The 22,823-nt window shown below is 66.9% G+C and carries 22 protein-coding genes; 11 read left to right on the top strand and 11 right to left on the bottom strand.

Annotated elements, in window-relative coordinates:
• Positions 1-8 precede the first annotated feature (8 nt).
• The 7 genes from ABT375_RS16205 to ABT375_RS16235 form a co-directional block, all read right to left on the bottom strand.
• Positions 9-1,268, bottom strand: coding sequence for an aminotransferase class V-fold PLP-dependent enzyme (locus ABT375_RS16205; protein ID WP_416463322.1), 1,260 nt, complete (start codon positions 1,266-1,268; stop codon positions 9-11).
• Entirely contained in the window at positions 1,265-2,410 is a 1,146-nt protein-coding gene (locus ABT375_RS16210; protein WP_416463323.1) for an aminotransferase class I/II-fold pyridoxal phosphate-dependent enzyme, read from the bottom strand. Before ABT375_RS16210 ends, ABT375_RS16205 begins: the two co-directional genes overlap by 4 nt.
• Positions 2,407-2,811 carry a c-type cytochrome gene (locus tag ABT375_RS16215; RefSeq protein ID WP_416463324.1) on the bottom strand — a complete coding sequence of 135 codons (405 nt, stop codon included), beginning with the start codon at positions 2,809-2,811 and terminating at the stop codon, positions 2,407-2,409. The genes ABT375_RS16210 and ABT375_RS16215 overlap by 4 nt, the downstream gene beginning before the upstream one ends.
• A gap of 1 nt (position 2,812) precedes the next feature.
• The gene (locus ABT375_RS16220) at positions 2,813-4,414 is read right to left on the bottom strand and encodes a flavin monoamine oxidase family protein (RefSeq protein ID WP_416463325.1); all 1,602 of its coding nucleotides are present in this window, start codon (positions 4,412-4,414) and stop codon (positions 2,813-2,815) included.
• A 35-nt stretch (positions 4,415-4,449) separates the two neighbouring features.
• Positions 4,450-4,950, bottom strand: coding sequence for a RidA family protein (locus ABT375_RS16225; protein WP_416463326.1), 501 nt, complete (start codon positions 4,948-4,950; stop codon positions 4,450-4,452).
• Positions 4,951-5,025: 75 nt separating this feature from the next.
• On the bottom strand, positions 5,026-7,662 hold the full coding sequence (locus ABT375_RS16230; protein ID WP_416463327.1) for a TonB-dependent receptor plug domain-containing protein: 2,637 nt from the start codon (positions 7,660-7,662) through the stop codon (positions 5,026-5,028).
• A 250-nt stretch (positions 7,663-7,912) separates the two neighbouring features.
• Positions 7,913-8,509, bottom strand: a complete 597-nt coding sequence (locus ABT375_RS16235; RefSeq protein WP_416463328.1) for a TlpA family protein disulfide reductase — start codon at positions 8,507-8,509, stop codon at positions 7,913-7,915.
• 43 nt (positions 8,510-8,552) lie between these two features.
• Here ABT375_RS16235 and argH point away from each other — a divergent pair, with 43 nt between their 5' ends.
• The 4 genes from argH to ABT375_RS16255 are packed head-to-tail and all read left to right on the top strand — an operon-like array spanning position 8,553 to position 12,240.
• Complete coding sequence (argH, locus tag ABT375_RS16240; RefSeq protein ID WP_224549629.1) at positions 8,553-9,938, top strand: argininosuccinate lyase; 1,386 nt, start codon at positions 8,553-8,555, stop codon at positions 9,936-9,938.
• Positions 9,935-10,192 (top strand): hypothetical protein, encoded by a 258-nt coding sequence (locus ABT375_RS16245; protein ID WP_224549631.1) that lies wholly within the window; start codon positions 9,935-9,937, stop codon positions 10,190-10,192. Before argH ends, ABT375_RS16245 begins: the two co-directional genes overlap by 4 nt.
• A gap of 18 nt (positions 10,193-10,210) precedes the next feature.
• Positions 10,211-11,476: a diaminopimelate decarboxylase gene (gene lysA / locus ABT375_RS16250; protein ID WP_416463329.1), complete on the top strand. Its 1,266-nt coding sequence runs from the start codon at positions 10,211-10,213 to the stop codon at positions 11,474-11,476.
• Positions 11,476-12,240 carry a siroheme synthase gene (locus ABT375_RS16255; RefSeq protein WP_416463330.1) on the top strand — a complete coding sequence of 255 codons (765 nt, stop codon included), beginning with the start codon at positions 11,476-11,478 and terminating at the stop codon, positions 12,238-12,240. Before lysA ends, ABT375_RS16255 begins: the two co-directional genes overlap by 1 nt.
• Here ABT375_RS16255 and ABT375_RS16260 read toward each other — a convergent pair.
• Positions 12,231-12,854 (bottom strand): response regulator transcription factor, encoded by a 624-nt coding sequence (locus tag ABT375_RS16260; RefSeq protein WP_416463331.1) that lies wholly within the window; start codon positions 12,852-12,854, stop codon positions 12,231-12,233. The two genes, ABT375_RS16255 and ABT375_RS16260, sit on opposite strands and share 10 nt — an antisense overlap.
• Before the next feature lie 156 nt (positions 12,855-13,010).
• On the opposite strand from ABT375_RS16260, the gene ABT375_RS16265 reads away from it, so the two are divergent.
• Genes ABT375_RS16265 through ABT375_RS16280 form a run of 4 tightly spaced genes read left to right on the top strand, consistent with a single transcriptional unit; the run spans position 13,011 to position 15,513 of the window.
• Complete coding sequence (locus tag ABT375_RS16265; protein ID WP_416463332.1) at positions 13,011-13,151, top strand: hypothetical protein; 141 nt, start codon at positions 13,011-13,013, stop codon at positions 13,149-13,151.
• Positions 13,148-13,960, top strand: a complete 813-nt coding sequence (locus tag ABT375_RS16270; protein ID WP_416463333.1) for a hypothetical protein — start codon at positions 13,148-13,150, stop codon at positions 13,958-13,960. Before ABT375_RS16265 ends, ABT375_RS16270 begins: the two co-directional genes overlap by 4 nt.
• Positions 13,948-14,871: a transposase gene (locus tag ABT375_RS16275; RefSeq protein WP_416463334.1), complete on the top strand. Its 924-nt coding sequence runs from the start codon at positions 13,948-13,950 to the stop codon at positions 14,869-14,871. Before ABT375_RS16270 ends, ABT375_RS16275 begins: the two co-directional genes overlap by 13 nt.
• Before the next feature lie 48 nt (positions 14,872-14,919).
• A complete protein-coding gene (locus ABT375_RS16280) occupies positions 14,920-15,513 on the top strand; it encodes a winged helix-turn-helix domain-containing protein (protein WP_416463335.1) in 594 nt (197 codons plus the stop codon).
• A 10-nt stretch (positions 15,514-15,523) separates the two neighbouring features.
• Here ABT375_RS16280 and ABT375_RS16285 read toward each other — a convergent pair whose 3' ends face one another.
• Positions 15,524-16,201 (bottom strand): TetR/AcrR family transcriptional regulator, encoded by a 678-nt coding sequence (locus ABT375_RS16285; protein WP_416463336.1) that lies wholly within the window; start codon positions 16,199-16,201, stop codon positions 15,524-15,526.
• A gap of 89 nt (positions 16,202-16,290) precedes the next feature.
• On the opposite strand from ABT375_RS16285, the gene ABT375_RS16290 reads away from it, so the two are divergent.
• Genes ABT375_RS16290 through ABT375_RS16300 form a run of 3 tightly spaced genes read left to right on the top strand, consistent with a single transcriptional unit; the run spans position 16,291 to position 20,504 of the window.
• The gene (locus ABT375_RS16290; RefSeq protein WP_416463337.1) at positions 16,291-17,805 is read left to right on the top strand and encodes an efflux transporter outer membrane subunit; all 1,515 of its coding nucleotides are present in this window, start codon (positions 16,291-16,293) and stop codon (positions 17,803-17,805) included.
• The gene (locus tag ABT375_RS16295; protein WP_416463338.1) at positions 17,798-18,949 is read left to right on the top strand and encodes an EmrA/EmrK family multidrug efflux transporter periplasmic adaptor subunit; all 1,152 of its coding nucleotides are present in this window, start codon (positions 17,798-17,800) and stop codon (positions 18,947-18,949) included. The genes ABT375_RS16290 and ABT375_RS16295 overlap by 8 nt, the downstream gene beginning before the upstream one ends.
• 25 nt (positions 18,950-18,974) lie before the next feature.
• The gene (locus ABT375_RS16300; protein ID WP_224549646.1) at positions 18,975-20,504 is read left to right on the top strand and encodes a DHA2 family efflux MFS transporter permease subunit; all 1,530 of its coding nucleotides are present in this window, start codon (positions 18,975-18,977) and stop codon (positions 20,502-20,504) included.
• A gap of 3 nt (positions 20,505-20,507) precedes the next feature.
• On the opposite strand, the gene ABT375_RS16305 is transcribed toward ABT375_RS16300, so the two are convergent.
• Entirely contained in the window at positions 20,508-22,091 is a 1,584-nt protein-coding gene (locus tag ABT375_RS16305; protein ID WP_416463339.1) for an ABC-F family ATP-binding cassette domain-containing protein, read from the bottom strand.
• A gap of 186 nt (positions 22,092-22,277) precedes the next feature.
• A complete protein-coding gene (gene mobA, locus ABT375_RS16310) occupies positions 22,278-22,820 on the bottom strand; it encodes a molybdenum cofactor guanylyltransferase (protein WP_416463340.1) in 543 nt (180 codons plus the stop codon).
• Positions 22,821-22,823: the final 3 nt, after the last annotated feature.

Raw genomic sequence — 22,823 nt, forward strand, 5'->3', positions numbered from 1 at the left:
TGAAAAGATCAGGCGCGGGGTAGCGCGGCGAGCAGGCGGTCCACATCCGCCCTGTCGTTGAAGATCGACGGCGCGATGCGGAAATGATGATCGTGCAGCGAGATGCGCACCTGCGCCTTGGCCAGTGGGTCGGCGAGGCGGGTCTTCGCGTTGGGCAGCAGGGCGGTCAGCAGCGGCGTGGTTGTGCCGGGCGGGGTGATAAGGCGATAGCCTTTCGCGCTCAGGCCGTCGCGGAGCGGGGCGATCAGGCTTTGGGCATGGGCCTGGATCGCGGGGACGGTAAGGGTAGCGATATGGTCGAGGCCATGGTCGATCGCGGCGACCACCGCCTGGGCATAGGTGCCGGTGCCGAAATGGCCGAGCGTACCGGGGCGGATGGCGTAGCTGACCGGTTCATTTCCGGGCGGGTCCATCGGATAGACATGGGTTTGCGGCGGGGACAGGGCGATGCCGGGCGGGGCGCCGGGCGCGGCGAAGCCATAATAGCCGAAATCGGCCAGCGGCAGGGCATCCAGCACGCCCCGCCGGGCATAGAGGAAGCCGAGGCCGAAATCGCCCATCAGCCATTTATAGGTGGCGCAGGCGGCGAAATCGACGCTGCTGGCGTGGAGATCGACGGGAATCGCGCCGGCGGCATGAATGATGTCGGCATAGACCAGTGCGCCGGCGGCATGGGCGAGGTCGCAGACGGCCTTCAGGTCGTGCTGGAAGCCATTATAGGTGGAGACGAGCGAGAGGCTGACCAGCGTCGTGCCGGGGGTGATGGCTTTGGCCATGTCGTCCATGTCGATACGGCCGTCGCGCGCCTGCACCCAGGCGACATCGACGCCCTGTTTCGCCAGTTCCTGATACATGGGGAAGCCGGCATAGAAATGCAGCGTGTCGGTGACGATGCGGCCGCTCCTGTGCGGGAAGCCCAGCGCGCGGAGCACGGCCTGTTCGCCCATGGTGGTGGACTGGACCCAGCAGAGTTCGTCCGGGTCGGCGTTCACCAGTCGCGCGAATTTGGCGATGGTGGCGGCGCGGTCCACCGGTCTCAGCGCCGCGGCGGCGGGATCGAGCGTGCGGGCGGCGACATAGGCGTCCATCGCCGCGCGCGCGCCGAGGCTGATCGGATGGGTGGAGGCGCTGTCGAGATAGGCGATGGGGGTGGCGGCGAAGCTGGATCTGTCCGGCAGGCTGGGCGTGGTCGCGCTGGCGCGGGCCGCTTGCGCCGCCAGTGGGACGGCGATCGCCGCGCCCAAGGCCTGACGGCGGCTGAGCGTCATGCCATGACCTTGAGGAAGGCGGCCTTGAACGCCTGCATTTCGGCCGGGCTGCCAAAGGAGACGCGGACCCAGTCGTCCATATGTTTGCGCGGGCCGCCGATGAATATGCCCGCCTGGGCCAGCGCGGCGGTGACAGCGGCGCCGGGGCGGCCGACATGGATCATGGCGAAGCTGGCCTGGCTGGGCAGGTAGCGTAGCCCTCTGGCGTCGAGCCAGGCGAAGAGGTCGTCGCGCACGGCCTTGTTTTCCGCCTTGCGGGTCGGGAGCAGGGTCGGGTCGAGCAGGCTGGCCTCCGCCGCCAGCACGGCCGGCATGGGCGTGATGTTGGTGCCGTAGCGTGCCATGCCGTCGAGCAAATCCTTGCGCCCTGCGATCAGGCCGCAGCGCAGGCCGGCCAGGCCGTAGATTTTCGAGAAGGTGCGGGTCACCAGCAGGTCAGCTTGCCTCGCGACCAGATCGAGGCAGCTTTGCGCATCGCTGAAATGAATATAGGCTTCATCCACCAGCAGGATGCTACCCTTGGGCTTGTTCGCCAGCAGCCAGTCGATATCGGCGCGCGACGTGGTGAGGCCGGTCGGGTTGTTGGGATTGCACAGATAATAGACGCCGGCGTCGGGCGCAGCGGCCAGCAGCGTGCGCGGGTCGGCGGCGAAATCGCCCGACAGCGGGACGGCGACCGAGCGGGTGATGCTGGCATTGTCGAGGCCGAGAAAACCCTGGTCGAAGGTCGGTTCGAAATAGGCGATCGGACGATCGGCGCTGGAGTAGCTGAGCGCCACCGAGCGCAGCGGCATGAAGGAGCCGGGATGGACCTGCACCTGTGTCGGCGACAGGCCGTTCTGGCGCGCGAAGAGGCTTTCGAGCTTCCCGGCAAAGGCCATGCCGTAGCGGCCCGACAGCGGCGGCAGCTTCGCCAGCGCGGCGAGCGCCGCGGGGCAGGGGCCGACCGGATGTTCGTTGCTGTTGATATAGACAGCGTCGGTCAGGCTCGCAGCCATGCCGGCTGGATCGTCGGGCAGGTCGACCTTGCGCCCGCGCTGGGCGAGCGCGGGGACCGGGGCGGTGGCTGCGCCCGCGACGGTAGCGGCGCCGATCGCGCCGCGCATCAGCATCCGGCGGGAGAGGGCGGCGGGTTCGGTCATTCTTCGCTTGCCCGGATGGCGGCGGCGACGCGCTTCACATCGGCTTCGCTGACCGGATCGGCATAGCTGTTGTCGAAATGGGTGCGGACATAGCCGACCACACCGGCGACCTGGCCGGGGGTGAGCATTTCGGAGAACCAGGGCATCCCGCCCTGGCCCTTCATGACGACGGTGATCGGATAGTCCGCCGAGGCCAGCTTGGCATTATGGGCCAGCGCCGGGACGGTGCCGTCGGGCGATCCCTGCGCATGGTCGAGATGGCAGGCGGCGCAGATCTGCTTATAGACCTGCTCGCCATCGGGCAGCGCGATCTTGACCGGGCGGCCGCCGGGGGAATCCGCGAGCGCGGGCGTGGCGGCCAGCGCCGCGAGAACGCCGAGGCGCAGGAGCGCGCGCCGCATCTCAGGCCGCCTGCGCATGGTCGTGGATCTGGGTGATCGCGTCCATGCCCGACAGGATGGAGCCTTCCATCCAGCCGCCATAGTAGCTGGCATGTTCGCCCGCCAGCACCACGCGATTGTCGAGCGTGACGAGAGTCTTGTAATGGGCCTTGCGGTTGTCCTCGCTCCAGGCGGAGGTGCAGCCCAATATCCACGGCACCCGGCTCCAGGGCACGGACACGCCGTTCATAAATTCCTTGCGATATTGCGGGTGGAACACTTCGCCCTGTTTCAGCGCGGTTTCGATCCGCTGCTGCGGCGTCATGCCGGCGAGCTGGAAGCCGGCAAGGTCGCGGGCGAAGGCGCCCAGCAAGACCGCCGGGCCGGACCCGAACATCCTGTCATTGGGATAGGAAAGCTGGGTGATCGACTGGTCGGTGAAGCTGTGGCCGCCATAGATATTGTCGTCTTCCTCCCAGAAGCGGCGCTTGAATTCGAGGCCGATCTTGACGTGGCCGCCATAGGGCACCGCCTTCATCGCGGCCTTGAGCGCCGGGGACACCTGCATGTCGACCTGGCTGATGATCGAGAGCGGGATGGTGCAGACGCAATAATCGGCGCTGACATCGTGCATCTGCCCGCTGGCGACATCCTTGTAGCTGACGGTGACGCCCCCCTTGCCGGACGTTGCGTCCGACTGCGCGACCTTCACCGCCTTGGCGTTATAGGTGACGATCTTGCCGATCTGCTTCGCGAAGGCCTTGCCGATCATGTCCATGCCGCCTGTCGGCTGGAACATCGTCGTCTGCATCACATAGCTGAAATAGAAGGACATGGCGGTCCAGACCTGCGGGTCGAGCACGTCCTGGAGCTTGGCGATCTGCGACGGGGTCGGGGCGCCGTTGCGACCGCCGCCGGGCGCCTGGTCGTAGCCGCGCTGGGCGGAGACCTTGAGGCTGCTGGTATAGGCCAGATTCTTGTCGAGCACGCCCCAGCCGCGCAGCGCCTCCATCAGCTTTTCCTGATCCTCGGCGGACAGCTTGTCGTCCAGCGCCTTGGCGCTGATCGCCTTGGCCAGCAGTTCGGAGGTGTGGCCCTTGAAGTCGGTCGCGACTTCCTTGTAGCGCATCGGCTTGCCGCCAAAGGCTTCGGTCGAATGGATGAAGCCATTATGGTTGAGCTGGATGAAGGGTTCCAGCGCGACGCCGAACTGGCGACAATAATGGAGCAGCGCCTTGTGATGGTGCGGGATGCGCCAGGGGCCGGGATTGAGGTAATTGCCCGCCGCGAACTGCACTTTCTGCACCGTGCCGTCGCTTTCGGTGAAGCTGTCGCCGCCGCGCAGCGAATAGTTGCGGCCGCCGGGGCGATCCTGAAATTCCAGTATCCTGACCGCATAGCCGGCCTTTTGCAGCTCATAGGCGGCGGCCATGCCGGCAAGGCCCGCGCCCAGAATGACGACTGAGGCGCCTGGTTTTGCGCCTGTGAGGACGGGCGGGCCGGTGAACTGGGTTTCGGCGGCGTGGCCGAGCGCGGTCATCGCCTGATACATGGCGGCGGCGCCACCGACCTTGCCGATCATGGTCAGGAGGTCGCGGCGGCTGGGTGTGGTGTCGTGCGTCATGAATGTCCCCCCTTGTTGCGCGCATTGCATGGTGCTTAGGGCGCCTTGGCGGCGATCGCCTCGATCTCGACCAGTTGCTGCGGCCGGGCGAGGCCGGCGATCTGGAAGGCGGAGCGGGTCGGCAGGTTGGGCTGGTCGGCGGTGCCGAAGAATTTCTTGTACGCGCGGGTCATGCCGTCGCGGTCCATTTTGCCGCCCAGCCTGGGGTCGCCGACCAGGAAAACGGTGAGTTTCACGACGTCGCCCATGGTGAGGCCCATGTCGGCCAGTTGCGCCTTCATCCTGGTGAAGATGGAGAGGGTCTGCGCCTCGGTGTCGCCGAAGGCATCGGGGCTTTCGACATCCTTGGGATCGATCGGCGCGCCGGTCGCGCCGGAGAGATAATAGAGCGTGCTGCCGGGCGGGATGATGGCCGCGCTGGCGATCATGGCGCCGGGCGCCTGCTTATGTTCGACGGTGGCGGCCCGGGCCGTGGTGAAGATCGGGGCCGAGGTGGCGGCCATGGCGGCCAGCAGGAAGGCGAAACGCGCTTTCATGGACAATCCCCCTATTGACGATGGTAAGAAAAAGGGCCGGTCCTTGCCGGACCGGCCCTTCCCTCGTGACGTCGATCAGAATTTGAAGTCGATGCGGGCGTAATAATAGCCGCCCGATGTGCTGTAGGCGCTGTGGCCGTAGGACGCGCTGTAGGAGCCCGAGCCGTTTTCATAGGGCGATACGCCGGTGGGAACGACCACGCCCTTGAGCAGCTTGGGGATTTCCGGCTTCTTGTTGAACAGGTTGTTCGCGCCCAGCGAGAAGGTGACCGCGTCGGTGAAGTCGTAATTCACTTCCAGGTCGGTGATGGCCGCCGCCTTGGCCACGCCGTTGAAGTAGAGCTGGTTGGCGTTCACACCGTTCACCAGCGCGCCGTCGGCGATCAGGAAACCGCCTTCGGGGATGATGACCGACCCGTTGGCGGAGGAGGTGAAGGCCGGCCGCACCAGGACGCTGGTCTTGCCGTAGAAGGTTTCGCGCAGGTTGACCGCGAAACGCCCGCTCTTGAACAGGGCGTTGGCGACGACCTTATAGTCCGGGTTGGCGCGTTCGATATTGCTTTCCGACGCGGCGTTGAACAGCGGATAGCCCAGCTTGTTGTTGGTGATCTTCGTCTTGTTATAGTTGGCGGTCAGCGACAGGTTGAGCTGGCCGAAGTCCAGCGCGACGGGATAGCTGGCCGAGAAGTCGATGCCCCAGGTGCGGGTGTCGACGCCGTTGGTGAAGCTTTGCACGCCGATCGTGCCGCTGGTGAAGAGGGCGCTGTCGAGGACGATGCCCGCCGCGTTCAGGGCGTTCAGGATGTCCGCGCCGCCGGGCTGCGCCACGCCGTTGAGGACGGCGTTGCGGGCCGCGGTGCCGGTGATGCGATCCTTGATCTTGATCAGATAGCCATCGACCGTGATCGCCAGCTTGGGCACCGGACGGACGACGAAGCCGGCCGAGAAATTCTTCGACTTTTCCGGCTTCAGCGAATCGAAGCCCAGCAGCGCGGCGGCAGGCGAGCCGGCGGGCAACTGTGCGACGGCGCTGGTCGGGCCGACGTTGATGGTCGAATATTTCTGTTCCTGCAGCGTCGGCGCACGGAAGCCCGTGCTGGCGGTGCCGCGGATGGCGAAGGCGTCCGAGAAGTCGTAGCGGGTCGTGACCTTGCCGATCAGCGTGTCGCCGAAATCGGTATAGTCTTCGTAACGGCCGGCAAAGTCGACGCTCCAGCCATCGGTCGGCTTGGCGATGAAGTTGAGATAGCCTGCCTTGGAGCTGCGATCGAACTTGCCCGCGTCGCTCGCCTTGTAACCGGGGAAGGACTGGACGCCGGTCTTGTAGGTCGAGATGGAATCGCCGGCGATGATTTCATATTCGTCCTTGCGATATTCGCCGCCGAAGGCGAGCGTGATCGGCGTCGCCATGCCGACATCGAATTCCTTGCGGATGTCGGTGGTGAGCGTGGTCTGGGCGAGTTTGAAACCGCCGTCATAAGCGCTGCTGGGCGTGTTGGCAGTGCCGATGCCGCTTAGCTGGTTCTGGTAGCTTTCCTGCCAGATTTCGCGATGGGCCGAGCTTTCCGTCCAGATGTCGTCCTTCTGCGAACCATAGGTGCCGGACACATCATAGTTCCAGCCGCCGCCAAATTCGCCCTTGGCGCCGATGGTGAAGCTATATTCGTTTTCGATCACATGCTGGAGCGGGACCATGCCCACGACGCCGGTATCGCCATAGCAGATGCTGGGATCATAGGCGGCCGGGGTGACGCTGCCGCCGGTGTTGCCGCTTTCGTAGCAGATGCGCTTGGGATGGCGATAACCCTGCTTCGCCCAACCTTCGCGGCGGCTATAGTCGCCGAAGCTGTAGAGTTCGACGCCGCCGAAATCATAGCCCATATTGTAGAAGGCGACGTTGAGGTTGGTCTTGGGCTGGCCGCCGTTGATGCCCGACAGCGCATCGCCCGCGAGGTTCGACCATTGGGCCGGCGCGTTGGGTTGCAGCGTGCCGTCCTGCTGGGTGACGAGCACCTGGCCCTTGCCGACGGTGGTGTAATCCTGGCGGCGGTGGAACAGGGTCAGGTTGAAGAAGCCGTCCTCGCCCAGTTTGAAGCCGACATTGCCCGAGGCGGAGAAGAGTTCGCCTTCGCTGTCATAATATTGACCGCCGGTGACCTTGAACGAGCCGCCTTCATCATTGTCCTTGAGGATGAAATTGAGGACGCCCGCGATCGCATCGGTGCCGTAGACGGCTGCTGCGCCTTCCTGCAACACTTCGACGCGCGAGATGGCGTCGGGCGGGATGACGTCGATGCTGGGCGCGGCAGACCCCTGGAACGCGCCGGAAATCACCTGAAGAATGGCGTTGCCGTGGCGGCGCTTGCCATTGACGAGGACCAGCGTGTGGTTGGGGCTGAGGCCGCGAAGACGGGCCGAGAGCGAGAAGCTGGACAGATCGGTGCCCTGCGTCTGCGCGGTGAAGCCCGGCACCATCTGGGTCAGAACCTGGTTGAGGTTCGGCTGGCCGACATGGCTGATGGCTTCTTCGCTCAGCACCTGAACCGGCGCGGCGGATTCGGCGGCCGAAATGCCGACGGCGCGGGTGCCGGTGACGATGATGGCGGCGCCGTCATCGGTCTGCGGTTCCTGCGGTGCATCCTGCGCGATGGCGCAGGCGGACCAGGACGAAGCCAGAATAAGTGAAAGTTTGAGCGCGGACAGTCGCGTCATTCATGCCCCCTGTTTTTGCATTATGATGACAAGGGGGATGACGGACGGGCTGTGGCAATCCTCTATTGCAGTGCAAAAAAATGCATTAAAGCGTAATATTTCTCAATTGTTTCCATGGCAAAAGCCATCGAGGATATTGCGGGGATCGGCGAATCGGCAAGTGACAACTGTGCATCGCCGCCACGCCATTTTGCAATCAACTGGCATGGCGGATTTTTGACTCTGCTTCGTTATGATTTCATTCAGCCGGTCAGGACGCCATTGCCGCGTCGATCAGCGCCTTGGCCTCCGGGCCTTCCCAATCCATCGCGCCGATCACCCGCACCATTTCCTTGCCCTGCGCGTCATAGATGACGGTGGTGGGCAGCAGGCCGGTGGCATAGTGGAAGCCGAGCTGGTTTTCCGGGTCGGCCCAGGCCTTGAGATGGGGCAGGTCATGTTTGGCGAAGAAGGGCTTGGCGGCCTTCAGCCCCTGATTGTCCTGCGAAATGGTGAGGACGGCGAGGCCCTTGGGCCCATAGGCCGCGGCGATCCGGTCGAGCGTGGGCATTTCCGCGATGCAGGGCGCGCACCAGGTCGCCCAGAGATTGACGAGGATCGGCTTGCCGGCGAAATCCTGGAGCGTCTTTTCGCCGCCACCGGGGTCCTGGAAGGCGAAGTCGGGGGCGGGGGCGCCCGCCTTGCTGCGGTCGAGCCGATAGTCGAAGGCGCCCTCCTTCTTCGTCGCGCCGGCTGTTGCCTCTCCCGACGTGGCGGGAACCTCACCGGCGAGGGCGGCATTGGCTTGCTCCTTCGGCGGCGATTGCCTATCGCAAGCCGCCAGAGCGGCAGGCAGGAGCAGTATCATTAGCGCGCGGAATGACGATATCACGGAAGCAGGCTCCAACAGCATGTGGGGCGGCCGGTTCGCCGCCGGCCCGGCATCGATCATGCGTGAGATAAATGCCTCCATCCCCTTCGACAAGCGATTGTGGAAACAGGATATCGCCGGGTCCAAGGCGCATGTCGCGATGCTCGCCACACAGGGCATCGTTGCGCAGGCCGATGCGGACGCGATTGCAGCGGGACTCGACACCATCGCCGCCGAATATGAAGCGAACGGCGTGCCGGTGAACCTGGATCTGGAAGACATCCACATGGTCACCGAGTCGCGGCTGGCCGAACTGATCGGTCCGGTCGCGGGGCGGCTGCACACCGCCCGTTCGCGCAACGACCAGGTGGCGACCGATTTCCGCCTGTGGGTACGCGACGCGATCGACGAGGTCGAGGCGGGCTTGCTCGGCCTCCAGCGCGCGCTGGTGGCGCGGGCGGAGGAGAATGTTGATGCGGTGATGCCGGGCTTCACGCATTTGCAGTCGGCGCAGCCGGTGACGCTGGGGCATCATCTGATGGCCTATTATGAGATGGTGCGGCGCGACCGCAGCCGCTTTGCGGACGCGCGCGCGCGGCTGAACGAATGTCCGCTGGGCGCGGCGGCGCTGGCCGGCACCGGCTTCCCGACCGATCGCCATGCGACGGCGGCGGCGCTGGGCTTTGCCAAGCCGACCGACAACAGCCTGGACAGCGTATCGGACCGCGATTTCGCGCTCGACTATCTGATGGCCGCGACCCAGGCGTCGCTGCACCTGTCGCGGCTGGCCGAGGAGTTCATCATCTGGGCAAGCCAGCCCTTCGGCTTCGTGAAATTGCCCGACGCCTATTCGACCGGCAGTTCGATCATGCCGCAGAAGCGCAATCCTGACGCGGCCGAGCTGGTGCGCGGTCATGCCGGGCGGATCATGGGCTGCATGACGGCGCTGTGCGTGACGATGAAGGGGCTGCCGCTCGCCTATTCGAAGGATATGCAGGACGACAAGCCGCCGGTGTTCGAGGCGCACGACCTGCTCGCTTTGTCGATCGCGGCGATGACCGGCATGGTCGGGACGGTGACGTTCCGCACCGACCGGATGCGCGGGCTGGCCGAGAGCGGCTTTGCCACCGCGACCGACCTCGCCGACTGGCTGGTGCGCGAAGGCGGCATTCCCTTCCGCGAGGCGCATCATATTACCGGGCGCGCGGTCGCGGCGGCGGAGGCGGCGGCAGTGCCGCTGGACCAGTTGCCGATCGCGACGCTGAAAGACATCGACGCGCGGATCGACGAACGGGTCTATGCGGTGTTGACGGTGGACGCGTCGGTCGCCAGCCGCCAGAGCCATGGCGGTACGGCGCCTGCCCAGGTGCGCGCGCGGATCGCGCAGGCGAAAGAGGAACTGGCGAAACAGGAGCTGGGATCATGAAGAAGCGGACGCTGGCTGGCCTGTCCCTGATCGCGCTGGCGCTGGCCGGATGCGGGGGGCGCCAGCCGCTGAAACCCGTCAAGGGCCAGAATCTGCCTGCGGTGCCGACGGGCGCTGCGACCGCGCCGACCGCGGCGCAGTTGATGGAACCCTCCATCCAGGCCCGGCCCGAGCGCAATGTGGAATTGCTGACGCAATCCCGGCAGCGGGCCGACGACCCGTTCGACCTGCCGCCCGAAAAGCGGCCGCAATAAGCTTTTAAGGACGCGAAGTTGGACCATTTTGACTATGTGAACGGCGCCATGCAGGTGGAGCAGGTGCCGCTGGACGTGATCGCCGATGCGGTCGGCACGCCCGTCTATGTCTATTCCACCGCGACGCTGGAGCGCCATGTCAGCGTCTTTCGCGATGGGCTGCGCGCGCTCGACAACCCGCTGGTCGCCTTTGCGGTGAAGGCCAATCCCAATGGCGCGGTGCTGGCGACGCTGGCGAAGCTGGGGCTGGGCGCGGACGTTGTGTCGGGCGGCGAATTGCTGCGCGCGATCGCCGCGGGCATTCCGGCCGATCGCATCGTCTTTTCGGGTGTCGGCAAGACCGCGCAGGAAATGCGGCTGGCGCTGGAACAGGGCATTTACCAGTTCAATCTGGAGAGCGAGCCGGAAGCCGAGATGCTGTCGGAGGTCGCGCTGTCGATGGGCCTGCGCGCGCCGGTTGCCTATCGCATCAATCCCGATGTCGACGCGGGCACCCATGCCAAGATTTCGACCGGCAAGTCGGAAAACAAGTTCGGCATCCCCTACACCCATGCGCTGGAATCCTATGCCGCCGCGCGCGATCTGCCGGGTCTGGACGTGCAGGGCGTCGCCGTCCATATCGGCAGCCAGTTGACCGACCTCGCCCCGCTGGAGGCCGCCTTCACCAAGGTCGGCGCGCTGATCGAGCAATTGCGGGCCGCGGGGCATGACATTCGCACCGCCGATCTGGGCGGTGGCCTTGGCGTGCCCTATGATCCCTCCCAGCCTTTGCCGCCCAGCCCCGCCGATTATGGTGCGATGGTGTGCCGGGTGACGCAGGGCTGGCCGGTGCGGTTGATGTTCGAGCCGGGCCGGGTGATCGTGGGCAATGCCGGCGCTTTGCTGTCGCGCGTGGTGCGGGTGAAGCAGGGCGCGCAGGCGCCCTTCGTGATCGTCGATGCGGCGATGAACGACCTGATGCGACCCAGCCTCTACGACGCCTGGCACGATATCCGCGCGGTGAAGCCGGCGGGGACGCGCGAAACCGCCAATGTCGTGGGGCCGGTGTGCGAGACGGGCGACACCTTCGCCATGCATCGCGACATGGACGTGGTGCAGGCGGGCGACCTGGTCGCCTTCATGACGGCGGGGGCCTATGGCGCGACCATGGCGGGCACCTACAATAGCCGTCCGCTGACCCCTGAAGTGCTGGTGTCGGGCGACCAATGGGCGGTGGTACGCGCGCGGCCGCCGATCGAGGCGCTGATCGAAGCGGACATCATCCCGGACTGGGTCGGCCGCTGATGCACAGCCTGCCCGTCTTCCTGCGGCTGACGGGCCGGCCGGCCATAGTGACGGGCGAGGGCGAGGCGGCGGACGCCAAGCGCCGGCTGCTGGAACGGGCGGGCGCGATCGTCGTGGGCGAGAGCGATCCCGACGCCCGGATCGCGATCGTGGCGGATGGGGACGCGGCGACCGTGACGCGGCTGCGCGCGCGGGGCGTGCTGGTCAATGCGACCGACACGCCGGACCTGTGCGATTTCACCCTGCCGGCGATCGTGGACCGCGATCCGGTGCTGATCGCGATCGGCACCGGCGGCGCTTCGGCGGGGCTGGCCAAGGCGTTGCGGCAACGGCTGGAGGCGATGCTGCCGGCGCGGCTGGGGGCGTTGGCGACGGCGCTGTACGCGGCGCGGGCGGCGATCCGGGCGCGCTGGCCGGAGGCGGATGCGCGGCGGCGGGCGATCGATGCGGGGCTGGTCCCCGGCGGCGCGATCGATCCGCTGCGCGACGGGGCGGCCGATGGCGTGCCGGGCTGGCTGGCGGGGGAAGGCGCGGCGACGCCGTCGCGGCTGGAGGCGATCCGGCTGCTGTCGGGCGATCCCGACGACCTGACATTGCGGGCGGCGCGGCTGCTGGGGGAAGCGGACCGGGTCTATCATCATCCGGCGGTGGCGCCGGCCATATTGGATCGCGCGCGGGCGGATGCGGCGCGGATCGTCACCCAGGCGCCGCCTGCGATGGCGGGGGACGGCCTGTCGCTATGGCTGGAGCTGGATCAGCCCTGAGCGGCGTGGAGCCGTTCGACCTCGTCATGCAGCGCCTGGATCGAGCAGACGAGGCGGGCGCGATCGAGCTGCATTTCGCGCAGCGCTTCGCGGGTCTCGCCCAGTTCCACAGCGCGGCGGGCGATGCGGGCGTCGAGTTCGGCATTGTGGCGGGTGAGGGCGCCGACCTGTTCGGCGCGCTGGCACAGATGGCGCAGACGGGCGTCGAGAACGTCGAAGTCGAAAGGCTTGACGACATGGTCGTCAGCGCCGGCGGCGAGCGCCTCCACCGTGGACTGGCTGTCGAGCCGCCCGGCGATCATCACGAAACAGGCGTTGCCGGCCAGATTGGCGGCGCGGATCTTCTGCATCATGCCGACCGCCGGCAGCATCGTCAGGCCCATGTCGACCAGGATGATATCGACCGGGCGGGTGACCAGCAGGTTGAGGGCGATGAAGCCGTTTTCGGCCAGCACCACGTCATAATTGAGGTGCGACAGGCGACGGGCGACGACCGCGCGCGCGGTAGGATTTTCATCGACCAGCAGCAGGCGCAGGCGGCGGGGGGAGCGCAAGGCTTCGGCTGCGCCGTCGAGTTCGCCGTGGAGGATGCGGTTGCGCTTGAAGATCGGCATGTCGTCCCACTTTTCCCGATTCTGGCCTGATAGGAAAAGGATAGGAACCGCGCCCGAAGAAATGGTTAACGCGCGGAGGTGCGATTAATTCGATTTAATTGGTTCGGTGCGGTCGCGCGCCATAGCCTCTCCCCGACATCAACGGAGGAGATCGTCATGTTCGAACAGATCACACAGCTTGCCATCGATGATATTGCGGACCTGCAGGACGGCGCCAGCCTGTTCGGGCTGGAGGATCGCGACGCGCTGGAAATCAGCGTGATGGACGTGGTGATCGCGGTGATCGTGCGGCCGTGATCCCGGCGGCGCTGGCCGCGGCGGTCGATGCGGCCGAGGCCGCGCCGCTCGATCGGGCGGCGGCGCTGATCCGGCCGTTCCTGACGGACATTGGCTGGTTCGAGGCGTTGCTGGCGGCGGAGATACAGGCGATGGCGTGCGACCCTCGCCACCTGCCGGGCTTTCGCGCCAGTCGCCAGGGCGGTGCGCGCCATCTGGTGCTGGCGCGGACAGAGCGGATATGGCTGACCGCGAGCCTGCTGGATGGGGGGCAGGCACCCTCTGACAGGGTGCATTTTTCCGGGCGCCTAAGCTTGTGCCGGCCGTTGAACGGACCGCTGGCGGGCGACGCCTGGCGGCTGGAGGGCGAACGGGCGGTGGTGGTCGGCACGCGGTCCTGTGCGGCGGGGGCCACGATCGAACTGGACGAGCGGCGCGAGGCGCTGTGCCTGCGGCCGGCCGACGCGCCGCTGATGCTGCTGCGGGCGCAAATCGCGCCGGTCGGCCCGGTGCAGGCGCGCGTCCATGACCGCAGCGACGGGCGGGCGATCGCCAGCGCGCAGGCGGACGAAGCTCATGCCCGCACGCTGATGCTGTTGTCGCTGCTGCGGATGCAGGGGCGGCGCGATGCCGCCGGGCAGTTCGCGCAGGCGCTGGACGCGCCGCTGCCGGGCCAGCGCTGGGCGGTGATGCGGGAATTTCTGGCGCTCGATACGCAGCGCGCGCTGCCGGCGTTGCGGGCCATGGCGAGGCGGGAGGCCGATGCGACGGTGCGGGGGCTGGCGGCGCGGACGCTGCGGCAGGTGGAGGGCGAACCATGCCCCGCCTGATCGTGCCGCCGGAGGACGGTACGACCATCGATCTGGAGGCGCTGATCGACTGGTGCGAGAGCGCGGCCTTCGACCCCGGATGCGAAGAGGGGCTGGCGGAAGCCGCGCCGATGCTGCGCGCGCTGTCGCGCAACCGCGATTTCCTGTCGGAGCTGGCGGTGGCGGAGCTGAAGGATCGCTGCGCCGGGCAGAGGCGGGTCAATCCCTATTCGGCGCAAGTGTTGCTGCTCAACCCGCCGACCGACCGCTATGTGCTGCGTGCCGCCTTCTGGCCGGCGGAACGCGACCATGTGGTGCGGATGAGCGGCGCGTCGGCGTTCCTCTATCATGTGCCGCACGACCATAGTTTCGACTTTCTGACCGTGGGCTATCTGGGGCCGGGCTATGCGTCCGACTATTATGACTATGACCCCGACGGCGTGGCCGGGGCGGACGGGGAGGCGGTGGCGCTGCGCTTCGTCGAGCGCAGTTGCCTGTCGGAAGGCAAGATGCTGCTCTACCGCGCCAATCGCGACGTCCATGCGCAATTGCCGGCGGAGTCGCTGTCGGTGTCGCTCAACATATTGGCCAGCGCGCCCGACCAGGGGTGGCGACGTCAATATCGGTTCGACACGGCGCGCGGCGTGATCGCCCAATGCATGACGGTGGCGAGCGCTCAACTGCTTCTGGAACTGGCGGTCGGATGCGGCAGCGGCGATGCGATCGACCTGGCGCATGATTTTGCCGCGCGCCACCCGGTCGACGCGATGCGCTGGACCGCCTGGCGCACGATCGGCGCAGGGCTGGGGGATGCCGCCGCGCGGCTGGCCCATGCCGAGCAGGGCGCACGGAGCGGCAGTCCGCTGCTCCGTCGTGCGGGCGAGGCTGCGTTGCGAAACATCCATAACGGATATGAAATGGCTTGTTTTTGACCCCCTCCGCAGGTGGGATGTGGATGACGAGGATATGGCGGGCCAGATGTGGGCAGACGGGTGGAATGCCATGGCATGGGGCCGGATTTCGCGCCGGTCGCGCGGGCGCTGAGCGCGCGCGGCCTTGAATTGGCGATCCGGCCGGGGCGGGACCAGTCGTCGCTGGTGCGCGTGGGCGACGCGACCATATTATGGCAGGGGATAGACGATCCGGCCGCCCGCGCTCGCGCGCTGGAGGAGGGGATGCAGGAGGTGGTCGGCCCCTGGATGCACGAGGCCGAGACGGTCGCCCGGATCATCCGTCTGGCCGATGCCGAACAGCCCCGGTTGCGGCTGGGCGAGTTGACGATCCGGCTGGTCGACCGGCGGGTGGAGCGTAACGGCCGGCCGATCCCGCTGCTGGCGCGGGAATATGCGCTGCTGCTGCATCTGGCGCGGCGGCCGGGTCAGGCGGTGAGCCGGACGGAGTTGCTGCGCGCGGTCTGGCGGCTGGACTTCGACCCCGGCACCAACAGCGTCGAGGTGCATATGTCGCGGCTGCGCGGCAAGCTGGATCGCGGGTTCGCCGTGACGATGCTGCATACGGTGAAGGGGCGGGGCTACGCCCTGTGCCCCGACGGGCGCTGGCCCGACACCGCCTGACGTCCTGATATCAGATGGGTGGCGCGTCCGGCGGAAGCGAAGGCCCGGATAGAAGCGCGTAGGCGCGCAGGAAGATGTCGACAGCGAAGGCCGCGTCGGCGGCGATTTCATTGGGGGCGGGACGGTCGATCCGGCCAATCAGCATTTGCTGGTGACAGCCGGACATCGACAGCGACATCAGCGCGCGTGCGGCATCGATCGGATCGGCCATCCGCAACTGGCCGCGCGTCATTGCGCCATGCAGGAAGTCGGCCAGCAGCAGGCGGGTATTCTGTGGCGCGAGATCGAAGAAAATCCGGCTTAGATCCGGGAATCGACGCCCCTGCGCGACGATCAGCCGATGCAGGGCGCTGGCGTCTGGCGAGGTTATTTTCTCGATCAGACTGCGGCAAGCGCTCTGCAAGGTCGGCTCCAGCGCGCCGTCTGGATCGAGAATCTGCGATAGCCGGCCCTGATAGGCCTTGGCTGCCCGCTCGACCACGGCGGCGAACAGCGCTTCCTTCGAAGGGAAGTAGTTCCACAAGGTGCCCTTCGATCCGCCCAGTTCCGCGGCGATCCCCGACATGGTGGTGTCGGCGAAGCCATGTTCGAGGAAATAGGTCTGCGCCACGGTCAGGATCGCGTCGCGTCGATCCTGGCGGCGGGCCTCCCTTCTGCTGGGAATCACAGGCGTATCGGGCGTTGTCATAAAATCGTACCATAGAGTACGCTATTTCGGTTGACAAGGCCGGGCGGGGGCGGCAAGTGCAATTTTCATACTAGGTGGTACGGTTAGATATGTCCGTGAGTTGCATTGCCCTGGCCGCCCGCAAGGGAGGCATGGCTTCTTCCCTTCTGCTATTGGCGGCCTGCGCCGCGGTCCCCGATCTGGGCGCCAAGCCCGAGCTGCGCACCCCTGCGGCCGTCGCGGCGGAGCGCAGCCTGGCTGCCGCGCCGGTGGCATGGCCGGGCGACGGCTGGTGGAGCGCCTATGGCGATCCGCAACTGGATGCGCTGATCGCCGAAGGGTTGCGCGCGTCGCCCGACGTCGCCGCGGCCGGCGCCCGTTTCCGCAAGGCGGCGGGCATGGCGCAACAGGCGGGCGCGGCCTTGCTGCCGTCGGTCGATCTGGAGGCGAGCGGCGCTGCGACCAAGCAAAGCTATAATATGGGTCAGCCCCGGAATTTCGTGCCGAAAGGCTGGCTGGGCACAGGGCGCGTGGCGCTGGACATGGGCTTCGACCTCGACCTGTGGGGCAGGAACAAGGCCGCGTTGGCCGCGGCCACCTCCGAAACCCGGGCGGCGCAGATCGACGCGCAGCAGGCACGGCTCGCGCTGACGACGGCGATCGCCGACGCCTATGCCGATCTGGCGCGGCTGCATGACGAAGCGGATATCGCGCAGCGCACGCTCGACATCCGGATGGCGAGCCAGAAGCTGGTCGCCGACCGGCGGGACAATGGCTTGGAAACGCGCGGCAGCGTGCGGCAGGCGGACGCGACCGTATCGTCCGCCCGCGCGCAGCTGGCCGCCGCGACCATGGCGATCGAATTGCGGCAGCATCAGATCGCGGCGCTGATCGGCGCAGGACCGGACCGGGGGCTTTCGATTGCCCGGCCGAAGATCGGCGCGCTGGCGCCGCTGGGCCTGCCCGCCGATGTCACCACCAATCTGGTCGCCCGCCGTCCCGACATCGCCGCCGCGCTGGCCCGCACCGAAGCGGCGGCCAAACGGATCAAAGTGGCCCATGCCGATTTCTTTCCCGCGTTGCGGCTGAGCGCGCTGATCGGCGTGCAGTCGCTGGGCTATGACACGGTGTTCAGCGGCACGTCGGCGACCGGTACGCCCAAGCCCTTCATCAACAGCTTGTTCGACAAGGGATCGCTGTTCGGCACAGTCGGCCCGGCGATCAGCCTGCCGATCTTCCATGGCGGGGCCTTGCAGGGCCAGTATCGCGGCGCGCGTGCCACCTATGACGAGGCGGTCGCGTCCTACGACAAGACCGTGCTGGCCGCCTATCAGGAGGTGGCCGACGCCGTCACCACGCGCAAGACGCTGGACCAGCGGCTGGTCGATGCCCGCGCGGCGGTCGCCGCATCGGAGGACGCCTATGGCATCGCCCAGAAACGCTATAAGGGCGGGCTGTCCACCTATCTCGACGTGTTGAATGTCGAGGACCAACTGCTCGGCGCGCGCCAGTCCCTCGCAGGGCTGGAGGCGAGCGCCTTCTCTACCGATATTGCTCTCATCCGTGCGCTGGGCGGCGGCTTCGCCGCCAGCGACTTCCAGTCCAAGGACAAGCCCCATGGCTGACGCCAATCCGCAAACCACAGCGCCCGACAGCGACGATATGCAGCAGGAAGGCCGCCAGTCGGCGCGCAAGACATGGCTGATCCGGCTTGGCCTGGTCGTCATCGTCGGCGGGCTGTTGTGGGGTGTCTGGTATCTGCTGGTCGGCCGCACCCATGTCGCCACCGACAATGCCTATGTGAATGCCGAAATGGCGCAGGTGACGCCGCTGATGTCGGCGCAGGCGACTGAGGTGCTGGTCAGCGACACCCAGCAGGTCAAGCGCGGCGACATATTGGTGAAGCTGGACCCGACCGACGCGAAGATCGCGGTGGCGCAGGCCGAAGCCGACCTGGCCGAAGCCAGGCGTCGTTTCCGCCAGACCGCGGCGACCAGCACGTCGCTGGCGGCGCAGGTGGATGCGCGCGGCGCGGATATCGTGCAGGCGCGCGCGCAGATGGCGACCGCCCAGGCCGACTTCGACAAGGCGCGGATCGACCTGCAACGGCGCGAGGCGCTGGTGGGCGATGGCGCGGTGTCGGGCGATGAAGTGACCGGCGCGCGCAAGGCCTATGCCTCCGCGCGGGCGGCGCTGGACCTGGCCCGCGCCGGCGTCCAGACAGCGCAGGCGACCCGCAGCGCTGCCAGCGGGCAACTGGCGGCCAATGATGCGCTGGTGCGCGGATCGACGGTCGATACCGACCCGGCGGTGATGGCGGCGCAGGCCAAGCTCGATTCGGCGAAGCTGAACCTCGACCGCGCGGTCATCCGCGCGCCGATCGACGGCGTCGTCACCAAGCGGCAGGTGCAGGTGGGCCAGCGCGTGGCGCAGGGTAGCCCGATCATGAGCATCGTCCCGCTCGCCCAGGTCTATGTCGACGCCAATTTCAAGGAGCGGCAACTGCGCGGCGTGACCGTCGGCATGCCCGCCAAGGTGACGTCCGACCTCTATGGCAGCGGCGTCGTCTATCATGGCAAGGTCGTCGGCTTTTCCGGCGGCACCGGATCGTCCATGTCGCTGATCCCGGCGCAGAACGCGACCGGCAACTGGATCAAGGTGGTGCAGCGTCTGCCGCTGCGGATCGCGCTCGACCCCAAGGAACTGGCCGCGCATCCGCTGCGCGTCGGCCTGTCCATGGATGTCGAGATCGACCTGTCCGACAAGTAGGGCGAGATTGAGGAAGGTTCGGGCGATGAGCAGCGACGACGATATCTTCTCGCGGCTCTCGCCGCGCACCCGGACCCTGGCGGGACTGGTGCTGGCCATGAGCAATTTCATGGTTGTGCTGGACCTGACCATCGCCAATGTCTCGGTGCCGCACATTGCGGGCAATCTTGGCATATCGCCCGACCAGGGGACGTGGATCATCACATCCTATGCGGTGGCGGAGGCCATTTGCGTGCCGCTGACCGGCTGGCTGGCGCAGCGTTTCGGCGTGGTGAAGATGTTCACCTTCGCGATGGTCGGGTTCGGCATCTTCTCGCTGCTGTGCGGCATGTCGATGACCCTGGGCATGATCGTCGCCTGCCGCATCGGCCAGGGCATTTGCGGCGGGCCGATCATGCCGATGTCGCAGACGCTGCTGATGCGCATCTTCCCGCCGGAGGCGCGACCCCGCGCCATGGGCCTGTGGGCGATGACGACGCTGCTCGGCCCGGCGATGGGTCCGATCATCGGCGGTTATATCAGCGACAATTGGAGCTGGCACTGGATCTTCTTCATCAACCTGCCGATCGCGGTGATGTGCGTCTTTGCCGCGCAGGCGCTGCTGCGGCCGGTGGAGACCGACACGGCCAAGGTGCCGATCGACAAGATGGGCCTGTTCCTGCTGGTCTTCTGGATCGGTTGCCTGCAGGTCATGCTGGACATCGGTCGCGATCATGACTGGTTCGCCGATCCGATGATCGTCATCCTGGGCGTGCTGGCGGTGATCGGTTTCTTCGCCTTCATCATCTGGGAACTGACCGAGGAGCATCCGGTCGTCGATCTGCGGGTGTTCCGCCATATCGGCTTCACCTCCGGCGTGTTTTCGCTGGCGCTGTGCTTTGGCGCCTATTTTTCGGGCATCGTCATCATCCCCCAATGGTTGCAGATGACGCAGGGCTATACCGCCACCTGGGCTGGCATCCTGACCGCCTTCACCGCCATGGCGGCGCTGATGACCGCCCCTGTCGCCGCGCGTTTCGTGGGGAAGGTCGATCCGCGGCTGATGATTTCAGGCGCGGTCTTCTGGCTGGGGCTGATGACATTGTGGCGCGCGCACTGGACCAGCGGCATTGATTTCTGGACGATGGCGGCGCCGCAATTCATCCAGGGCTTCGCGATGCCCTTCTTCATGATTCCGCTGACCACGCTGACGCTGGGATCCGTGCTGCCGAGCGAAACGGCGTCGGCGGCGGGTCTCCAGAATTTCGTCCGCACCATGGCGATCGCGATCGCGACCTCGCTGGTGCTGACCGGCTGGAGCGATTCGCAGCGCGTGTCGCGCAACGAGCTGGCAAGCGTATTGCAACCGGCCGATGCGCAGGCGCAGTTGGGCGGCCTGGGCTTTTCCACCGAGCAGATCCGCCAGACCATCTCCAATATCGTGGAGCAGGAGGCGATCGTGACGGCGGTCGACCATATCTTCTTCATCTCAGCGCTGATTCTGTTCGGCGCCGCGATCATCGTCTGGCTCGCGCCGCGTCCGACCGGGCCTGTGGACACCTCCGCCGCCCATTGAGCCTCAGCGCAGTGGCAGGGCAATCCGCCGCGTGATGCCGATCGCGTCGAGGAAGGCGGGGTCGTGGCTGACGACGAGCAGCGCGCCATCATAGGCGGCGAGGCCCTGTTCGATCGCGGCGATCGAATCGAGGTCGAGATGGTTGGTCGGCTCGTCCAGCAGCAGCAGCGGGGGCAACGTCTCTCCGCCCAGTACGCAGGCGAGCGCGGCGCGCAGCCTCTGCCCGCCGCTCAGGCTTTCCACCCGTTGCAGCGCCAGGTCGGCGCGGAAGCGGAAGCGGGCGAGCGCGGCATGGACGGCGTTGCGGGAGGCGCCGGGATGCAGGCGTGCGAAATTGTCGGCGATGCTGGCATCGGCATCGAGCAGGCTGGCGTCCTGATCGAGCAGGGCGTAGTCGGCGGAGCGATGGATGTGGCCCGACAGTGGCGCGAGGTGGCCCGCGATCAGGTGCAGCAGGGTCGATTTGCCGACGCCATTGGGGCCTGTAATGGCGATTCGCTCCGGTCCGGCGATGGTCAGGCTGAGATCGCGTAGCGGTGGGTTGACGGGATTATGGCCGGCCGTGACCGCTTCCAGCGTCAGCAGCATACGGCCGGTCGGGACATTGGCGGAAGGCAGGGAGACACGCAGCGGATCGAGTATTTCGATTCGGGCGCGCGCTTCGGTCATCGCCACCTGCGCTTCCGCGCGCTGCTGATCGGCGCGGCGGGCCGCGTCTCCGCTCGATTGTTCGGCCTGCTGCTTGCGCTTGCCCAGCAAAATGCGTGGCATACCGCCCTTCGCCGCCTGCCGCGCGCCCGCGCCGTCGCGGCGCTGCTGACGCTCGGTCGCGAGCTGCGTCCTGCGGGCGAGGTCGGACGCCTGCCGCTGCGCCTGGTCGAGTGCATGATGGGCGGCGGCCAGCTCGATATCCTTGCGCGCGCGCCAGGCCGACCAGTTGCCGCCATGGCGCGTGATGCCGAGGCTGGTCAGTTCGGCGATCGCATCCATCGTCTCCAGCAGCGCGCGGTCGTGGCTGACGACGATCGCTCCGCCGCGCCAGCGGCCGAGCAGAGTGATGAGCGCGTCGCGACCGTCGGCGTCGAGATGGTTGGTCGGCTCGTCCAGAATGAGCCAGTCGGGCCGGGCGAAAAGAGCGGCGGCGAGCGCGGCGCGGGTGTGCTGGCCACCGGACAGGTGCGCCAGTGATGTGCCGGGATCGGCCTCAAGCCCCACCTCCGCCAGGGCGTCGGCAAGGCGGCCGGGCAGGGTCCAGTCGCACTGGTCGAGGTCGTCCATCGTCGCCGTGCCCGCGTCCGCCCGATCGAGCAGCGCCAGGGATGCGCTGACGCCAAACAGATCGGCGATGGTCCGGCCGGGATCGGCATCGCGTGTTTGGCGCAGGGTCGCGACAGCGCCGGTGACGCTGATCTGCCGCTTCGCAGGTGTTCGATCGCCTGCGATGAGTGCGAGCAACGTCGATTTGCCGACGCCGTTGCGGCCGATCAGGCCGATGCGTTCGGGGATGAAGCGGAAGTCCAGGCCGGAAAGGACGGGCGTTCCGTCAGGCGTGGACCAGCAGAGATTCGAAAGAGTGATGGCAGGCATGAACGGCTTTCCTGAAGGCAGAGCGGGTGGGCTGTGCGGTCAGGGCGATGTTCATGGCGGCGGTCCTTGTCGGTGAGGCGATCATGGCGGAAAGTCGCAAGCTTTTCGCGCATCGCAGATGTGAAGCTCGACCCTTAGCAGCAAATGTCCTTGCCGGACAGGGGGTGGGACAGGCTTAGACGCTGGTCAGCGCGGACCGCCGTTGCAGGAGAGGTTCGCCAGATCCTCCGGCCGGTTGATGTTCGGGAGGACGAGGCCGGGCATCGCCACCATGCGCGCGCCGATGCGGGCGAGCCAGCCGTGGATGGAGCGGTTGTTATCCTCCGCCAGATGGGCGTCGAGTTGCGGCGCCAGCGTCGCAGGCCACCAGCCGAGCAGTTGCTGGCCTTTCAGGATGGCGGCGCCCTCGCCGATCAGGGCGGCGGGCAGGGCGGCGGGGTAGAAGGGCATGTCGCAGCCGGTGGTCAGCACCCCGGCGAAGCCATGGTCCAGCGCATGATGGAGCGCCGCGTTCAATCCGCCGAGCGGCCCCATGTCGGGCGCGGGGCGATCCGGCAGGCCGCCTTCCCGGCCGCAAATGACGACCGTCGCGACATGGGGGGCAAGGCCGGCCATCGCATGATCGATCAGGGTGCGGCCGTCGGCCATGCGGGCCAGCGCCTTGTCGCTGCCGAAGCGGCTGGAGCGGCCGCCGGCCAATATGGCGCCCAAAATCCGTCCTTCGTGCATCGC

The organism is Sphingomonas sp. VDB2 (genome assembly GCF_047946695.1).
GTDB classification, from domain to species: domain Bacteria; phylum Pseudomonadota; class Alphaproteobacteria; order Sphingomonadales; family Sphingomonadaceae; genus Sphingobium; species Sphingobium bisphenolicum.